Source organism: Pantoea sp. X-Soil-YNGN-775 (assembly GCF_059730575.1).
Window position 1 is genome coordinate 232,303 of sequence record NZ_AP035946.1, and the last position, 14,617, is coordinate 246,919.

A 14,617-nucleotide genomic window follows, 5' to 3' on the forward strand; every position below is an offset into this window, starting at 1 on the left:
AAACCTGGCTGGCAAAAACCTTACCGGAGCAATATCATCACCTGGAAACCCGCACAGGTCTGTCGTGTCGTCCGCTCTATCCTGCCGTTTCACTTGCTCCGTTGGCTGAAAATAAATCAGGCAGGAAAGTTGTCGTTGCCCGGCCGGTGTGAATGCGGGTCGGGAAGCTTTACCGCAATACGAAAGCCTGTAATAAGCCAGATTATCCATCGACGGACAGGCCTTGTTTCTGCTCCTCCTGCCATATTGTTTTCCACGCGGTTGATTCCGGACTGAATATACCGCTAAATCCCGGATTAGATTTATACACGTACTCCAGAAATACCGGCTGCCTGAATCCCGCTTTGGTCACGATACTATGACGGTGGTGGTAGAGGGTTTTTATCGCGCAACCCAGCTGTCTGGACAGGTCCGGCAGACTGACACCGGCGATAAAAAAGGGCAGCAGCCGACGCTCCGTCAGCGTCAGGCTGACCGGTCTGACACGATCTGCTGTTAGCCGGGATACCGACTGTTCGGCAATTTCTCTGATCATCGGCGCAAGCGAGCTAATATCCTCTGTCTGTGACAGGATCCTGTCACCCCGGCTGGTTGCCGGGAAAACCCGCCCGGTATGTTCCTGAGTCAGCCAGACCACAGAAATATCTTCCCGACAGGCCCGGAGGCTGTTGAACGTCAGCCATTCGCCCCGGAAAAATATCAGGCTGTCCACGGCAACGATGATGTTGCGGGCTTTCTTCACCTGCCGTGGTATAGGTTGGCTGGCATAGTCCATCCTTAGACAGGTCATCTCTGGCAACAGGTCAGTCAGGCCCGCAAATAACCAGTTATTTTCGGTCATCACAATAAGAAGAGGTTTATCCATCATATTAATCTCCCTGATTTACACGTATTCAAAACAGCCTGATATTTTCATGCGACATAGCGATACAACAACAGGATTCTGCCGGTAAATGTTCTATTTACAGACTGAATTCTTCGGCTCTTCGCTATTGCATAATTGGCTGTAAAATTAAACCTGCACCGGCAGGCGGTTTTATAATAAATATGGCGTCGATAGGTTTGTCTGTATCAGTAAAAGACAAGCCCAAAAGAATAAACTACCTTCGGGCCTGTACAGAATTATAGCCTGTTAAACAGACGTGCTGAGAGACGACATCTGACAATATTAATGCGCTTTCATGAATTCTATGATTGTCTGCAAACCGTTATTATTATTTTTATGATATTGCAGCGACAAAATCGATCCCCAGAACATTAACCGGTATGGCGTGATCTCTTCGGGCAGTTCCTCAAGGGTTTTGACATTGAAAAATACTTGGAATCGCTGATCGAGTGTCTGTCCCACCGACTCCCGCAGATCTTTATCCGCAAACGTCGCCTGCCATATTTCCATGATCAGAACCAGCGGATTGTGCACCGGCTGTTGCTGCATAAACTGGATTAACTCCAGGATCCGTGTCTTACAGTCTGAGGTGCTACTGGCCGGTATCTGCTGTAAAAGCAGGGGGATGAGTTCATTTAAGAGATCATATCGGCCGGTGGGAAAATGATAACGCAGGGCACCACGAGTGACGCCGGCCAGTTCGCAAATTTTATTCTCACTGAAAGCGACATAACCTTCCTCAGCAAGGATATCTCGTGCCGCAGCTATCAGTTTCTTTTTGGTCTCATCCGCATTACGGCGGATCATCTCCATCTTCATCAGCATCACACTCCGGATACATTCATTTTGTTGTCATACGGCCAGGCAGGCACAGAGCAGCAGAGGCTGACCAGTTCACGGCTCCTGAGCAGAAGGGGACTGTTCAGGACCGCGTCACTTTCCACCTCACTCTGCTGCATATCAGCCATTAGCGGATCTACCGGTGTGGCAATAGCCGGTGCAGAGCCCGGTTCACTTTGCAATCCCTCGGCATAGCGCGTCATCCCGGCTGACAGGCTCTGCAGCAGACGACGGGCAAGCGTAACCGCCTCATGCTGTTCAGGATCCCCGGCAGAATGCGCATACTCGGTTTCCAGCCTGGAAATTGCAACGTGGATCTCACGCAGTTTACCCAGCAAAGTCTGACAGGTTAGCGTCAGCTCTTCATTATTGTTGCTGCGCCAGTTAGGTTCGAGCGCCACCTGGGCCAGTAGTTTTTGTGCGGCATCCAGTTTAAACCAGCCTTCCGCCTGGCTGTTGGTTTTCCCTTCCACCAGGCTCATTCTTGCCGCCATAGATTGAAACAAGCCCGCCAGGGCATGACGCAGTGTTCTCCCCTCCGTTTCCGGCCAGATCAGGCTGTGTATCAGGGTCGAAACCGTAATGCCCAGTAAGATACCTACCAGCCGGTCGCGAATTTCTGACAGGTCCGGGTGGGGAGAAAAGCTTGCGAACATGGCCAGCGAAAACGCGAACAAAATCTGAACCCCGGCATAGCTGGTTCGCTCGGAGCCGGCCGTCACCCAGCCGCTGAGGGCGATCGCCGGTATCACCATCAGCAACAGTCCGGTTATTGAGTCGATGTGAGGCAGGATAAAGATTGTGCAGAATAACGCCAGCAGACTGCCGACCAGGCAGCCACCGATCCGCAGCAGGCTTTTATGAACTGAGGCGCCAAGGCCGGGTACGGCAACAATGATACAGGTGAGCATCGAGGTATGAATGCCAGGCCACTGGACGCTGGTATAAAAGATATAACAGAGGGCAACTGCGAGTAATGTCTTGATGCCGTATTTAATATAGTCATATGAAAGCGCTGCTTTCGGCCGGGCAGTCGCGGGAAGCGTGTCGCCTGATTGCTGAGGCTCGCTGCGTTGTGCGTCCAGCAGGGAGACGCTGCGTAGCGCACTGTACATTTCCTGAAGACAGGCTGGCAGGGCGTCAATTTGCGACCGATCCGCCGGCTCAGGAAGATAGCGCCGGTTGTCCCGCAAACACTGAAGAAAGGAACGGCACTCGACGGCCAGTTTGCGGCAGTGATTGGAGGCCGTGTCGGTTAAGCCGCCGTGCAGACTGGCCAGCTGACGTGAGGCAGAATAAAGCCGTTCAGCGGTGGCGATTTCGGCGAGGTGCTTTTCCTTATTGGCGCGAAACGGCTGCGACCGCATGATGGAGAACCTGAGACAGCTGTGTAACGTCAGCACACTGGTCTGGATCTCTTCCAGCGTGACTGGCGTCGTCGGCTTGCCTGCAGCTGCTGTTTCCAGCGCCCGGCGAGTCGCCGTCAGGATCCTGTCCAGCTCCTGCTGCAACTGTCTGACCGGCTCCACCGGCAGCAGCAGCGTATTAACGATATGCGCCACCACAGTGGCATAACAGCCGGCCACCCACGACCACAGACAGTTACGCAGCAACATTTCGCCATCTGAACTGAGATCGACAAAGCTTTGTGCGTAGGTGATGGTGATAGCGACGGCAAAATAGAGAAAGCCCCATTTTCTGGAAGATCGCATCTGATACAGCAGAATAAGCAACGCAACAGAGACGCTCAACAGACGGAGCATCGGCACATCAATGGTGAATTTCAGGATAAGGATCGCCGCCGCGACTGCCGCGGTATTCACCAGCAGGAACAGCGGAAATATCATCCGGGTTAATACAATGTTTTTCTGGGTGGCAAAAAAAACCACCAACAGAGAATAGGCAAGCTGCGGGACGCCCAGCGTCAGCGAAGTGATGATGACGATGACGGAAGAAAGCAGATACCGCAGCATGGCATTATAACGCCCGGGGAATCCCCTTAACTCCTGCTGCAAAAAACGAAGCAGAGCACTGGTTTTTCCGCCGGTGATGGCTGGCGTTGTCATGCTGCAATACCCTTCCTTTCATGTCGCAGACGGCCGGAATGCACTTTCACTACCGCAGAGGTTCCCATTCTGAAAAGCCGACGGTCAGGAGCTGTAATGCGAATGCGTACCGGGAAGCGCTGGGCAACACGCACCCAGTTAATATTGCGGGCAACACTCGGTAAACCACCCTGTAACGACCCGCCATCATCGGGATAAACCCCATATCCAATGGAGTCTACGGTTCCGCTAAAATGCTTTCCGGTATCACTCATCAGATAAACATCGACGCTGTCACCGTTGTGAATATGTTTAAGTTCAGACTCGCGGTAGTTTGCCACCACGTACCAGTTCTTACTGTCAATCAGGGTAAAAACAGCCTGTCCTGTGCTGACGTACTGACCGCTGGTGGTTTTTAATGAGGTGACACGGCCTTCAAACGGCGCCCGGATAACGGTATGTTCCAGATTAAATTCGGCGGTGGAGATATCTGCTTTGATCACTTCACGTTTCGCAATCAATGCCGCTACGCTGCTGACCGCAGCATTAGCCTGTTCAGCTTGCAGTCTGGCTGACTGTAACTGCGCCGCCGATGCACGCTGCCGGGCTCGCGCCTGATCAAGAGATTCCCCGGAAACGTAGTTTTTTCCGCGCAGCGCGTCCATTCGTCGCAGGGTAGCCGCATCCTGCTCAGCCGTAGCGCGGGCGGCATCAACCCGTTTTACTGCCGCCTGTGCATTGAACTGCTGCGCACTGACGTCGCGCTGGGTAAGAATAATTTGCTGCTCCAGCTGGGCAAGGTTTGCCTTTTCGCGTATTAAGGCATCGTGATAGGGACGAGGATCTATTTCGAATAAAATATCTCCCTGACGAACAAGATTATTCTCTTTCACCGGCATTTTTATGATCACCCCGTTAACCTGAGGGGCGATGGTTATGGTATCAGCATAAACATAGGCATCATCAGTGCCGGGTGTCTGATCAAATACCCAGATTAACCAGAATAATATTGCCAGCGTAAGCACTGACAGCGCCAGAATAAACCGCCGCTGTCCCGCGCCATTTTTTAACTGAATAGACATCTGTTTTCCATGGTTAACAAATTGAGATTAATAAAAAAACAGGATCCACAATCCCATTGAGAAAAGGGTGATCAGCAGCGGATAAGTCAGGATATAAGGTGTGAGCCACGCATTTTTCCCGTACCGGGTTAGTGACAGGTATATTGCCGCTGAGATCAGGCAACCACCGGAAATGCAAAATAGCCAATCCGGGAAGTACGCGCCCAAAATATTGACCGAGGGAGAGTGCGCTGCACAGCCGCTTAGCTGAAAGATGACGGCAGCCAGCAGAATTTTTCTGTATTTCATAAATAAATGCGTCATTGAATTTTCACATACCCTATATCAACCCGACGTCGACATACAACCCTGTATTTAGTAGGTGTATTCGGTGCCTCGGGCAAGGCTGTGACGCTTTCTGGCACTAACAGAAGGCGTCGTATGGCGTCTTTCAGCCGGACAGAAAGGTGAGGGACAGCGCTAATCCAGACCTCTGGTTTGCTGCCCGAAAAGGGGAGAGCTACGGGTATTTGCGGTCCACTCAGGCAGCGGTGGGCGCTGCTGACGGCAGGTTAGCCGCTGTGAAGAGTACCAGACGCAGACGGGTTTACTGCCGCTAGTGGGAGCGAAGCCAGCGAGTATTGATAACGATTCACTGCTGCCCCTCCCTGGCGGGCATCGCCGTGAGACAGGCTGGATTATTTGGTGCAGCCTGACAGACTTCACGCCCGTCAGGCATTAATCTCACGCCCCCATTCTCTGCTAACACCCGACCTCTGACAGCGGTGATGTCAGGTTGATAATCACAGTGAATTGAGGCGCATTTGTAAAACGATATCGGCTTACCAGCCCATGCGCCGCAGTAATGGCTTACCTCTACGCTGATGCTTAACGACGGCTAAAATATGTCCGATTACCAGCAGCGCCAACGTCATGCAGGAAATAATATGCACCTGATTAAAAACGGTCGTAATCCCGGGGTCATTAATCGGTTGAGGTAACGCAATCAGGCCAAACACATTAATCGGTTTTTCCATCATCATCACGCCAGTAATCAGGACTAAAGCAATATTGCTGTAAAGCAGGAAGTGTCCTGCTGCAGCAAGCTTTTCTTCTTTATGACTGAGTAGATTATCGCTGGGTTTTCCGTGGCACCATGCAAACCATATTCTTAATATAAAGAGAGGGATATAAATTGTTGTAACGGAGACATTGATAAATCCAATCCAGCGTGCGCACTGCGGAGCGTGATTAAATAATGCCACATAGAATCCGCTGAGCGTGGCCCAGATGATAATAACGGCGGAGATCCAGTGCAACCAGATCTGCGGTAATGAATAACGCGGTAACACAAGGTTAATTCCCTATTACTAAATTTCTTAAGTGCATCCATGACACTTTCAATAAACACTGTCGTGGAAATTGGCCGCGCACTTTAAGCAATGCACAGAAGGGTGGCTATAAGATCATTCTCATAAATAAATAGCCTGATTTACTTTATTCTTCCGAGATTAAACCCCCTCGGAATGCATATTTAGTTCCAGATAAATTAAGAGGGAAATATTATTTGTCAACTCAGGATGTATTAAAAATTATTCTTTTTGAGCCTTGATTTCGTATTAAATGCCGGATCGCTGAAGTGGCCTTAAATGTCCTGTTGCTCTAGGGTAACCACCTGAAGTTAAACGTATTAAATGTTACCAGTCAGCTTTTTAATAAATTACGCCGGGCGCAGGCTCAGGCCGCGCCTTATCGCTTTTGAGCCAAATCTGACAAGCCTGACGCCTGCTGGTTCCCTGTCTGGTTATGCTGTTTAATATCAGGGGCGGAGATGCGTAAATAATAGTGCTTTGGCCGTTAATTATCGGACCACGACCGGGAACAGTCAGGGAGCAGGATATTTTGCCACGTTGCCGGAATATTCTCATTGGGCAGTGACCTGATTCTTAAAACTCCCGGTACGGGCAGCAGCAATATCATCAGGTGTTTCCTGAACAACAAACAATCAAACGCTATGCCCTATCGGATGCCCGACCATTTCTGATTTCCGGCCTCAGTCTGCCGATTATTGCTGAGTTTTTGATTACTTATCTCACTCGCTACAGCATTTTCAGTATTCAACTGTGGCAGAAAAGGATTAATGGCAGACTCCAGCCTATAATCTCATCAAATACCTGGCGCGGGGATCGCCTATGTTTGAAGGATTTACCCATACACAACTCAGCCTGTCAGAAGCGGTGCTCAATGTCCGTTATGGCGGTAATGGTCCTCCGGTGCTGCTGCTCCACGGACACCCGCGAACCCACGCAACCTGGTCAAAAGTGGCGCCGGAGCTGGCGAAATCTTTTACCGTCGTTTGTCCTGATTTACGTGGTTTCGGCCGCTCTTCAAAGCCTGCTGACCAGCCTGATCATGCTGGCTCTGCTAAAAGAGCCAAGGCAAAAGATTGTATTGAACTGATGAACCAGCTGGGTTTCAGGCAGTTTGCGCTGGTGGGACATGACAGAGGAAGCTATACAGCCTACCGAGCTGCGCTGGATTATCCTGACCGAATCACTCGCCTTGTCGTACTGGATTGCATTCCCATACTCGAAGCCCTGAACCGCTGTAATGAGAAATTTGCGCGGCAGTGGTACCACTGGTTCTTCTTTGCTCAACCCGAAAAACCAGAGCGGGCGATCCTCGCCGATCCGGACAAGTGGTATGGAGGCCAGCCCGAAACCATGGGAGATGAAGAATACAGTGAGTTCAGACGAGCCATCCACGATCCGGAAACGGTACATGGGATGATTGAGGATTATCGCGCCGGTCTGGGTATAGACAAAGAACACGAACTTCATGACCGTCAGAGCGGACGGATGATTGCATGCCCGACGCTCTGTTTATGGTCAAAATACGACGATCTGGAGGCGTTATATGGCGATATAGTGGGGATCTGGAAAAACTGGGCAGCCGATGTCACGGGTAAAGCCATCGCGAGCGGTCACCATATGGCAGAAGAGGCACCAGACGAATTAACAGCTGAACTCCGTCATTTTCTTTTACAGCAGGTGCCACCCTGAAATAACCTCTAGCTGCCTCTGTGACACATAATCGACCGATCGCTGGTTTTTCCACGAGAGTGCATGACTTAACCCTCAGGGGATTATTCAACTATCAGGCTCACCGATTAAAGCGGCGAGCCTGATTATTATTAACGCATCACTTTGACATCTTCCAGCGTGACCAGGCTTTCAGGTTTACCACTTATTTGCGTCGCGACCGGGACGAAAATATTGAGGTCCTGCAGCCAGGCAAATTTATTACTGCTACCCGGTTGCCCTTCGTCAGTTTCATCACACTTAACCAGCAGATATTTCCCACTAAACTCAGGTGAAATTTCATGCGCATCCCCCTGATCGGTTACGTCGCAACGTAACGCTGAAGCAGTGACTTTCTTATCGGCATCAATGCTTTCCCATTTCGCCTGATAGTGTTGTCCGGTCACTAACGGGAAACGCAGATCCGTCTGCAACGTGTTGAGCCGCGAAGCACCATTACTGATGGACATTGTGAACTTCAGCTGTAGCTGATTAGCCAGCGTTAAACGTTGCACCGTCCAGATACCATAGTCTTCCAGTTTGCGTATATAACCATCTGCTTGTGCATCCAGCTGTACTTTAACCTTACCCAGAGCGCTGACCGTGGTATAGCGAACCTGCTTAAAGCGCGGAAGCGCCCAGGGTTTAATCAGTGACTGTGCCTGATGCTCAATGGCTGCTGAAAGAGGGAATTTACTCAGCCACTGCGGATTATTATTGCTCAGATCGGGCATTGTTGGCCCCATCAGCTTTGATGCTGGCTTATTAGCCGCAGGGACAAAGTGTCCTTCAGCTCTGAAAGTTTTCCCTGCGGGTAACTGGCAGAGTTGCTCAAAGCGTTGGGTCATTTGGCCGTCAATTTTGAAGCTACTCTTGCGACGAATGATATCAGCAGTGATGAGTGAATCGGTAACGCGGCCTTCACTGTCGACGTTCATCGCAGCCACCGCATCACCCTGATGGGTTTTACAGTTATACAGGTAATGCTCAATCTTTAATTCAAGCGGGGCGTCATAAGGCGGTTCCCAGATGATATCTGCAAAGTCATATCCCATGCGCACCGATAAAATATCACCAATATGCTCAATGCTATTCACATCGACAAGGTTGGTAGTACCGTACTCAGACGTGGCTGATAATTTTTCCCAGCGTGCCTCTTTTATGGGTAACTGACAAACCTTGCGAATATCCTCTGCCGTCATTTGACTGTCATCCTGTGCCGGCGCATAGCGGAGGTAACTGTTGCCGTAAAAGCGAGCTTTAGTAAGCCCGCTCTCATTCAATAAATCCTTGTACAGAAGCTGTGCCGTGCCGTGCTTACAATCAACGGATCGCCATTGCTGAGCTGTTTTTCCATTATTGAAGTTTAACGACACCATGTAATTCACCCGATCGTGGATTTTGGTGACCGAAAAGGGGTTAGTTTTGCCGCCGGTCAATACAGGATTATCCGCAGCCTGAACCAGAGAAAAGGGCAGCAGCGTCAGAAAAAAAAGTGGCCGGATTAAAGGGCGTACGCAGTACATACATGTTCCTTCATATAGTGTAAGAAAGGGAGTTATCGGCATCAGCAGGTTGATCGTTAGTCTTGTTGTCAGAAAAAACGGGTATGAGGTTAGTGCTGCCGCTTCTGTACAAAACTGACAGCTGCTGGTCATGCAGCCTGTTACAGGAAAAAAGGCGTTCATTCCGGCTAAGTACAGAGTATGTCAGCAAGATAAATGCTTCGTTCCGGTGCTGGTCATCCAGTCAGAACGATAATTATCTGTTCGCTCAGCTACGCAAAACCCGATAGCGTTGCGCTCGCCCTGAATATACCTGACGGCGGCCGTGCTGGCATTAAGCGAAGGTAAATCCGTATGATAAATCTATTCTGATTATTGCTGCGGCCCTGACCCTGATTATTGTCTGCCTTAAGAAGCAAAAACTGTTTTTAGCGATGCGGCACAGCGCATTCGCTGGATAAGTAACGCGTGTGGATAAACGGGATGCGCTGATTCTCGCCCTTCGCTTTAAATTCGCCCGGTGCGATCCCCGCTTTTTTATTTCGTCATTTTCTGCCGTTCGGCTTTGCGGAAAATAGCGCATTCGGCTGTCAGACATCATTGATCCACTATACTGACCAGTGAAGACGTTATTCCACGACGAGACTGTTCACGGGTAAACAATTAATACTGACCTCACCATGATTATCAGGAGAGCAAAATGCAAAACAGTAAAACCCTGAAAGGGCTGCTGGCCGTATCGTTATTCGCAGCAATGTTCAGTGCTGTCGGCGTACACGCACAGACTACGGCCAGCGCAGCGGACGCTGCAATGCAGAATGGATCGAAGGCTCAGCTTAGCGCCGACGACGAAAAAGCGTTGAAAGACATGGCACAGGCCAATATCAATGAAATTGCCGCTGCAAAGATCGCACTGACTAAGGCTGAAAGCAGCAAAGTCAAAGCGTTTGCCCAGCAGATGGTTAAAGACCATGGCGATGCCCTGACCAAAGTCCAAACGGTGGCCCAGCAAAAGGGCGTAACATTGCCGACCGCGCCGGACGCCAAACATAAGGCTATGGCTGCCATGCTGGAAAAACAGAGCGGCGGCGCGTTTGACAAGATGTACATGGAAAATGCCGGCACAATGGACCACCAGATGGTGCTGTCGACGCTGCAGAGTGATGCCAGCAAAATTAAAGATCCGGATGTGAAGGCGCTGGCCGACGCGCACACCCCGGTTGTTGAGCAGCACCTGAAGTCCGCCCAGCAGATGTCGATGTAAGCGGGCATAGCAGCAGATAAGTTAACCGGTTGTCCGGTGGGCAATGTGCCCTGCGGTCTGGACAACCCGTCACCAGCGGGAGAGTTGACCGGATTCAGCAAATTATCCGATGTCAGTTTATTATCCTGGTCGATCAATCACCTTGTCGCGACAAGAATTCGGCCCGGCCGGAGGGCGTTAATATCCCGGTGCCAGCTGTATTGGCGGCAGTGTCGAAAACGATACCCGCGACACGCCAGCCGGATGAAAACCCGGCCGTCGCCTGAAAAAGCCCGCCAGACCGGCGATTTATTGCCGCATGCACCACTCATCACGGGTTATTTCCCACAACTGATAATCGAGCACGCCAGCGACATAGGCTTTTTTACCGGTTTCGATTAGCCGCATGCCGGAATGACGTGAAATCGATACCGAGCCGGCGTTGATTGCGGCTTTCGGCACTCGCATCACCGGACGGCCCAGCGTCCTGAACCAGAAGTCATTCACCGCCTGGCACGCTTCCGTCATGTAGCCGCGTCTTTGCCATTCAGGCACCAGCCAGAAACCGCGGTTATCATTTTCCAGATCGCGCAGTTCAATCAGACCGATAAGTTCCTCAGGTTTTTCCTGCCGCCTGATGGTCCAGCACCATGCTCGCCCGGCCTGTATCGCCGGTAAGGCGATATTGTCGACGTAATCCTGCGCGGCGCCGTCGGGGTAGGGCCAGGGCACGGCAACCGTCAGATAACGCACAATTTCCCACTGCGGGAACCGCGCCTGAATAGCCGCTGCGTCATGGCGCTGAAGGGGTTCGAGCAGCAGTCGTTGAGTCTCAAGCTGTGGCGTCATGCTTCCTCCGTGTTGCGGTTAACCTACACATTGATGTTGCTATGACAGCGCGCGCGTTTCAACCGGTCGGGATGATTATCGTCTCCCCGCACCCGACAGGCAGCGTAGTCTTTCCGCTTAACAGACTGCACCACGCACTCTTATCCCTCGTCTGCCCGGACTGCTTCAATGCCGGCGTTTAACGAGATCAAGGTAATTTGAGTGGCGATAAAGTCGGCGCGCATGGCGCAACTCCTTACGCGTTGGATAACGTGCCGTTAACCCAGGCGGCAGTCATCATTGCGGGCTTGCTCACAGTCAGACACAGGGCGCAGATCTTCTTATCCGTCGGAAGCTCTGAAAAGAAGTAAGCCGCTGGTGGGCGGCTTGTTCACCAACAGAAGAGTCACCCGGTATGCTGGCTTGTGCCGTCCGGAAAAGTTTGAAAAGAACACCATCAGCCCGGGCTGATGGGGAGGGTGCAGAAAGTCACTGGTCGCGTGTCGGCGCAATGTTCTGAGGGAAATAAAAAGCCCGCTGTTAAGCGGGCTGGTGGCGAAGGTTAGGCGACTTTCTTCTTAGCTTTGCTGGCAATAAATTTGGTAGCGGGAACGATGCGGCTAAATTCTTCTTGCGCGCGGGTGTCGTTCTCTACTTCCCAAAGATCTACAGCAGCCTGAAGGTTAAGCCAGAAATCAACGGACGTATCGAATGCTTTAGACAGACGGAATGCCATGTCAGTAGTCAGTTTGCGGTTATTGTTAACCAATGCGCTTACACTATTGCGATGCACATGCAGCATTTCCGCAAGTTCGTTGATTTTAAGATCTAGCGGCTCCAGGTATTCGTACAGCAGGATGTCACCTACGGTAGTTGGTTTTCTGGTTGCCTGTTTCATTGATATTCCTTGAGGGTTTTTGAGTATCATTGGTAAATCAAAAGGGGCCAGGGCCAACTGGCACGCCTGTCTTTTAATATTTATGCGGATCCAGATAGAGATCTTCCGCTTTTCCGTCCACCCATTTAAATATTAAGCGATATTGCTGGTTAATGCGTATTGACGAATAACCCTCCAGTTTGCCGTTTAACTCTTCATACCTGTTGCCGGGTGGCGATCTCAAGTCAAGATAAGTAACGGCAGCGTTGATAAGGTCAAGTTTGCGAGCCAGGGTGGTATGTATGTCTGGAGGAATCTTTCTATGCGGTGTTGAGTGCAAAAAAAAGTCCTCCAGCCATACATCACGGAAGCTTTCTATGTGATTTAGCATTCTATTCAAGCCTCTCTATATTTTATGCAATCATGATAGCGCACCGTTGCACGGTGCGCAAGTGCGTTATGGAGAGTGAGTGTCACAGGTTAATGAGTGGCTCGTTTACGCTGCGCGATAATGCTGAAGGGATCTTCTCTACCGTGTCTGGCCAGGAGATGTCGCAGCCAGTAGAGCGTCAATCAGTGCTGGCGCTGTTAGTTGTCCAGTGCATTAATTTTATTGGCCTGCAGCGCCTTTAGGCGCAGATATGGGTTTGACGTGCCTGCGTTGCTTTGTTCACTCGCATTCTGCAGCGCAGGATTTGCCACGCCGCTGACGGCGAAAAGCGGACTTACTTTGCAACTTAATGTACCCTGTTAAGCAAGCTGGCTGGCTCAAACACTCCCCCAGGAAACTCTTGTTAACAGGTAACATCGGCAATGGCTCTGATCCCGAAAAATTACACGCGGCTGGAAAGTGGCTATCGTGAAAAAGCGTTGAAAATCTATCCGTGGGTGTGTGGACGTTGCTCACGCGAGTTCGTTTATTCGAACCTGCGTGAATTAACCGTGCACCATATCGATCACGATCACACCAATAACCCGGAAGATGGCAGCAACTGGGAGCTATTGTGTCTTTACTGTCACGACCACGAGCACTCGAAGTACACCGAAGCCGATCAGTACGGCACCAGCGTGGTGGCGGGAGAGGACGCGCAGGATGATGTCGGCGCAGCAACTTACAATCCGTTTGCCGATTTAAAGTCGATGCTGACGAAGAAGAAATAAATCTCACCGGCGCTGCCGATCGGCCATTCTGCATTCCGGCCAGTCGGCAGCGCTGATTCGAAGACTGGCGCTTTATTTTTTATCCAGCGACCAGGTCGCGCTGCGGACGTCTACTTTCACCGGCAATAACCCAATCCCGGTAAATTTATCGGCCAGCGCCTGCTGCTGCGTAAAGACCTCCGGCGTCATGCGCTGCGCACCGTAAGGCATTCTTGCCAGCGCACGTTGCCAGATTGGCTGCGGCAGGCCGGTTGACGAGGACATGATTTTTGCCGCCTCCTGCGGGTGCTGATTGGCCCAGCTACTGAGGGTGCCAAGCTGGTCGATTACCTGCAGTGCGGTCTGCGGATAGCTTTCAGCAAACTTACGGCTGGCAAGATAGAAGGTGTAATGCGGCACCAGCCCTTCAGCATTTTTTATCAGCCGGGCGTTGGCGTTGGTTTCCACTTCAGCATAGTAAGGGTCCCAGATAACCCAGGCATCGACCGCGCCACGCTGAAATGCCGCGCGCGCATCCGCCGGCGGTAAATAGACCGGAGTGATATCTTTATAGTTCAGGCCCGCCTGTTCCAGCGCCGTCACCAGCAGGTAGTTGACGTCCGACCCTTTATTCAGCGCCACCCGCTTACCTTTCAGATCCGCCACATTTTTGATGGGGGAGTTAGCCGGCACCACAATGGCTTCAGTCTGTGGATTGGCCGGGGAGTGCGCCAGATAAACCAGATCGGCATTCGCCGCCTGCGCAAAGGTGGGCGGTGCATCGCCGGTGGCGGCAAGGTCAATACTGCCCACGTTCAGTCCTTCCAACATCTGCGGCCCGGCCGGGAACTCGACCCAGTGCACCGCGATCCCCTGTTTCTTGAAGGTCTCATCCAGCGTGCCGCGATACTTCAGCAGGGCGAAGATATTGGCTTTCTGAAAGCCGATGTTAACCGTCTGCGGTGACTGTTCAGCCTGAGTAGTGAAAATCATCCCCGCCTGCGCGGCGACAATAAGCGCACTGAGTAAAACTTTTTTCATCTCTCTTTCCTGAGTCTGGTTGTCATCCGCGCAACATAACAAACGGCGCGTAAAGCGCTTAGCGATGAAAA

Annotated in this window: 15 protein-coding genes; 4 read left to right on the top strand and 11 right to left on the bottom strand. The window is 51.3% G+C overall.

The features are described 5' to 3' along the window. Positions 1 to 202: 202 nt before the first annotated feature. From AC6I8I_RS20965 to AC6I8I_RS20990, 6 genes are all read right to left on the bottom strand, one after another. A complete protein-coding gene (locus AC6I8I_RS20965; protein WP_497828865.1) occupies positions 203 to 868 on the bottom strand; it encodes a helix-turn-helix transcriptional regulator in 666 nt (221 codons plus the stop codon). Positions 869 to 1,168: 300 nt separating this feature from the next. Further along, positions 1,169 to 1,711: a TetR/AcrR family transcriptional regulator gene (locus tag AC6I8I_RS20970; protein ID WP_497828866.1), complete on the bottom strand. Its 543-nt coding sequence runs from the start codon at positions 1,709 to 1,711 to the stop codon at positions 1,169 to 1,171. Continuing rightward, positions 1,711 to 3,699 (bottom strand): FUSC family protein, encoded by a 1,989-nt coding sequence (locus AC6I8I_RS20975; RefSeq protein ID WP_497828867.1) that lies wholly within the window; start codon positions 3,697 to 3,699, stop codon positions 1,711 to 1,713. Before AC6I8I_RS20975 ends, AC6I8I_RS20970 begins: the two co-directional genes overlap by 1 nt. Positions 3,700 to 3,788: 89 nt before the next feature. Further along, on the bottom strand, positions 3,789 to 4,853 hold the full coding sequence (mdtN, locus tag AC6I8I_RS20980; protein WP_497820863.1) for a multidrug transporter subunit MdtN: 1,065 nt from the start codon (positions 4,851 to 4,853) through the stop codon (positions 3,789 to 3,791). Positions 4,854 to 4,880: 27 nt separating this feature from the next. After that, complete coding sequence (locus AC6I8I_RS20985) at positions 4,881 to 5,156, bottom strand: YtcA family lipoprotein (protein WP_202966903.1); 276 nt, start codon at positions 5,154 to 5,156, stop codon at positions 4,881 to 4,883. Between the two features lie 518 nt (positions 5,157 to 5,674). Further along, positions 5,675 to 6,184 (bottom strand): cytochrome b, encoded by a 510-nt coding sequence (locus AC6I8I_RS20990; protein ID WP_312053855.1) that lies wholly within the window; start codon positions 6,182 to 6,184, stop codon positions 5,675 to 5,677. A gap of 840 nt (positions 6,185 to 7,024) precedes the next feature. Between AC6I8I_RS20990 and AC6I8I_RS20995 the strand changes: the two genes are divergently transcribed. Further along, positions 7,025 to 7,894 carry an alpha/beta fold hydrolase gene (locus tag AC6I8I_RS20995; RefSeq protein WP_031375198.1) on the top strand — a complete coding sequence of 290 codons (870 nt, stop codon included), beginning with the start codon at positions 7,025 to 7,027 and terminating at the stop codon, positions 7,892 to 7,894. 131 nt (positions 7,895 to 8,025) lie between these two features. Here the strand turns inward: AC6I8I_RS20995 and AC6I8I_RS21000 are convergent, their stop codons facing one another. Further along, on the bottom strand, positions 8,026 to 9,438 hold the full coding sequence (locus tag AC6I8I_RS21000; protein ID WP_497828868.1) for a hypothetical protein: 1,413 nt from the start codon (positions 9,436 to 9,438) through the stop codon (positions 8,026 to 8,028). Positions 9,439 to 10,117: 679 nt separating this feature from the next. Between AC6I8I_RS21000 and AC6I8I_RS21005 the strand changes: the two genes are divergently transcribed. Then, a complete protein-coding gene (locus AC6I8I_RS21005) occupies positions 10,118 to 10,681 on the top strand; it encodes a DUF4142 domain-containing protein (RefSeq protein ID WP_497828869.1) in 564 nt (187 codons plus the stop codon). Positions 10,682 to 10,969: 288 nt separating this feature from the next. On the opposite strand, the gene AC6I8I_RS21010 is transcribed toward AC6I8I_RS21005, so the two are convergent. The 3 genes from AC6I8I_RS21010 to AC6I8I_RS21020 all read right to left on the bottom strand — a co-directional run bounded on the left by AC6I8I_RS21010 (position 10,970) and on the right by AC6I8I_RS21020 (position 12,756). Further along, positions 10,970 to 11,509, bottom strand: a complete 540-nt coding sequence (locus AC6I8I_RS21010) for a GNAT family N-acetyltransferase (RefSeq protein ID WP_497828870.1) — start codon at positions 11,507 to 11,509, stop codon at positions 10,970 to 10,972. Between the two features lie 541 nt (positions 11,510 to 12,050). Then, positions 12,051 to 12,386: a HigA family addiction module antitoxin gene (locus tag AC6I8I_RS21015; RefSeq protein WP_312053862.1), complete on the bottom strand. Its 336-nt coding sequence runs from the start codon at positions 12,384 to 12,386 to the stop codon at positions 12,051 to 12,053. Positions 12,387 to 12,459: 73 nt separating this feature from the next. After that, entirely contained in the window at positions 12,460 to 12,756 is a 297-nt protein-coding gene (locus AC6I8I_RS21020) for a type II toxin-antitoxin system RelE/ParE family toxin (protein ID WP_312053864.1), read from the bottom strand. A gap of 92 nt (positions 12,757 to 12,848) precedes the next feature. Here AC6I8I_RS21020 and AC6I8I_RS21025 point away from each other — a divergent pair, with 92 nt between their 5' ends. Beyond that, the gene (locus AC6I8I_RS21025; protein ID WP_312053866.1) at positions 12,849 to 12,998 is read left to right on the top strand and encodes a hypothetical protein; all 150 of its coding nucleotides are present in this window, start codon (positions 12,849 to 12,851) and stop codon (positions 12,996 to 12,998) included. A 180-nt stretch (positions 12,999 to 13,178) separates the two neighbouring features. Beyond that, the gene (yajD, locus tag AC6I8I_RS21030) at positions 13,179 to 13,526 is read left to right on the top strand and encodes an HNH nuclease YajD (protein WP_063879236.1); all 348 of its coding nucleotides are present in this window, start codon (positions 13,179 to 13,181) and stop codon (positions 13,524 to 13,526) included. Between the two features lie 72 nt (positions 13,527 to 13,598). Here yajD and AC6I8I_RS21035 read toward each other — a convergent pair whose 3' ends face one another. Further along, a complete protein-coding gene (locus AC6I8I_RS21035) occupies positions 13,599 to 14,546 on the bottom strand; it encodes a sulfonate ABC transporter substrate-binding protein (RefSeq protein WP_312053867.1) in 948 nt (315 codons plus the stop codon). Positions 14,547 to 14,617: the final 71 nt, after the last annotated feature.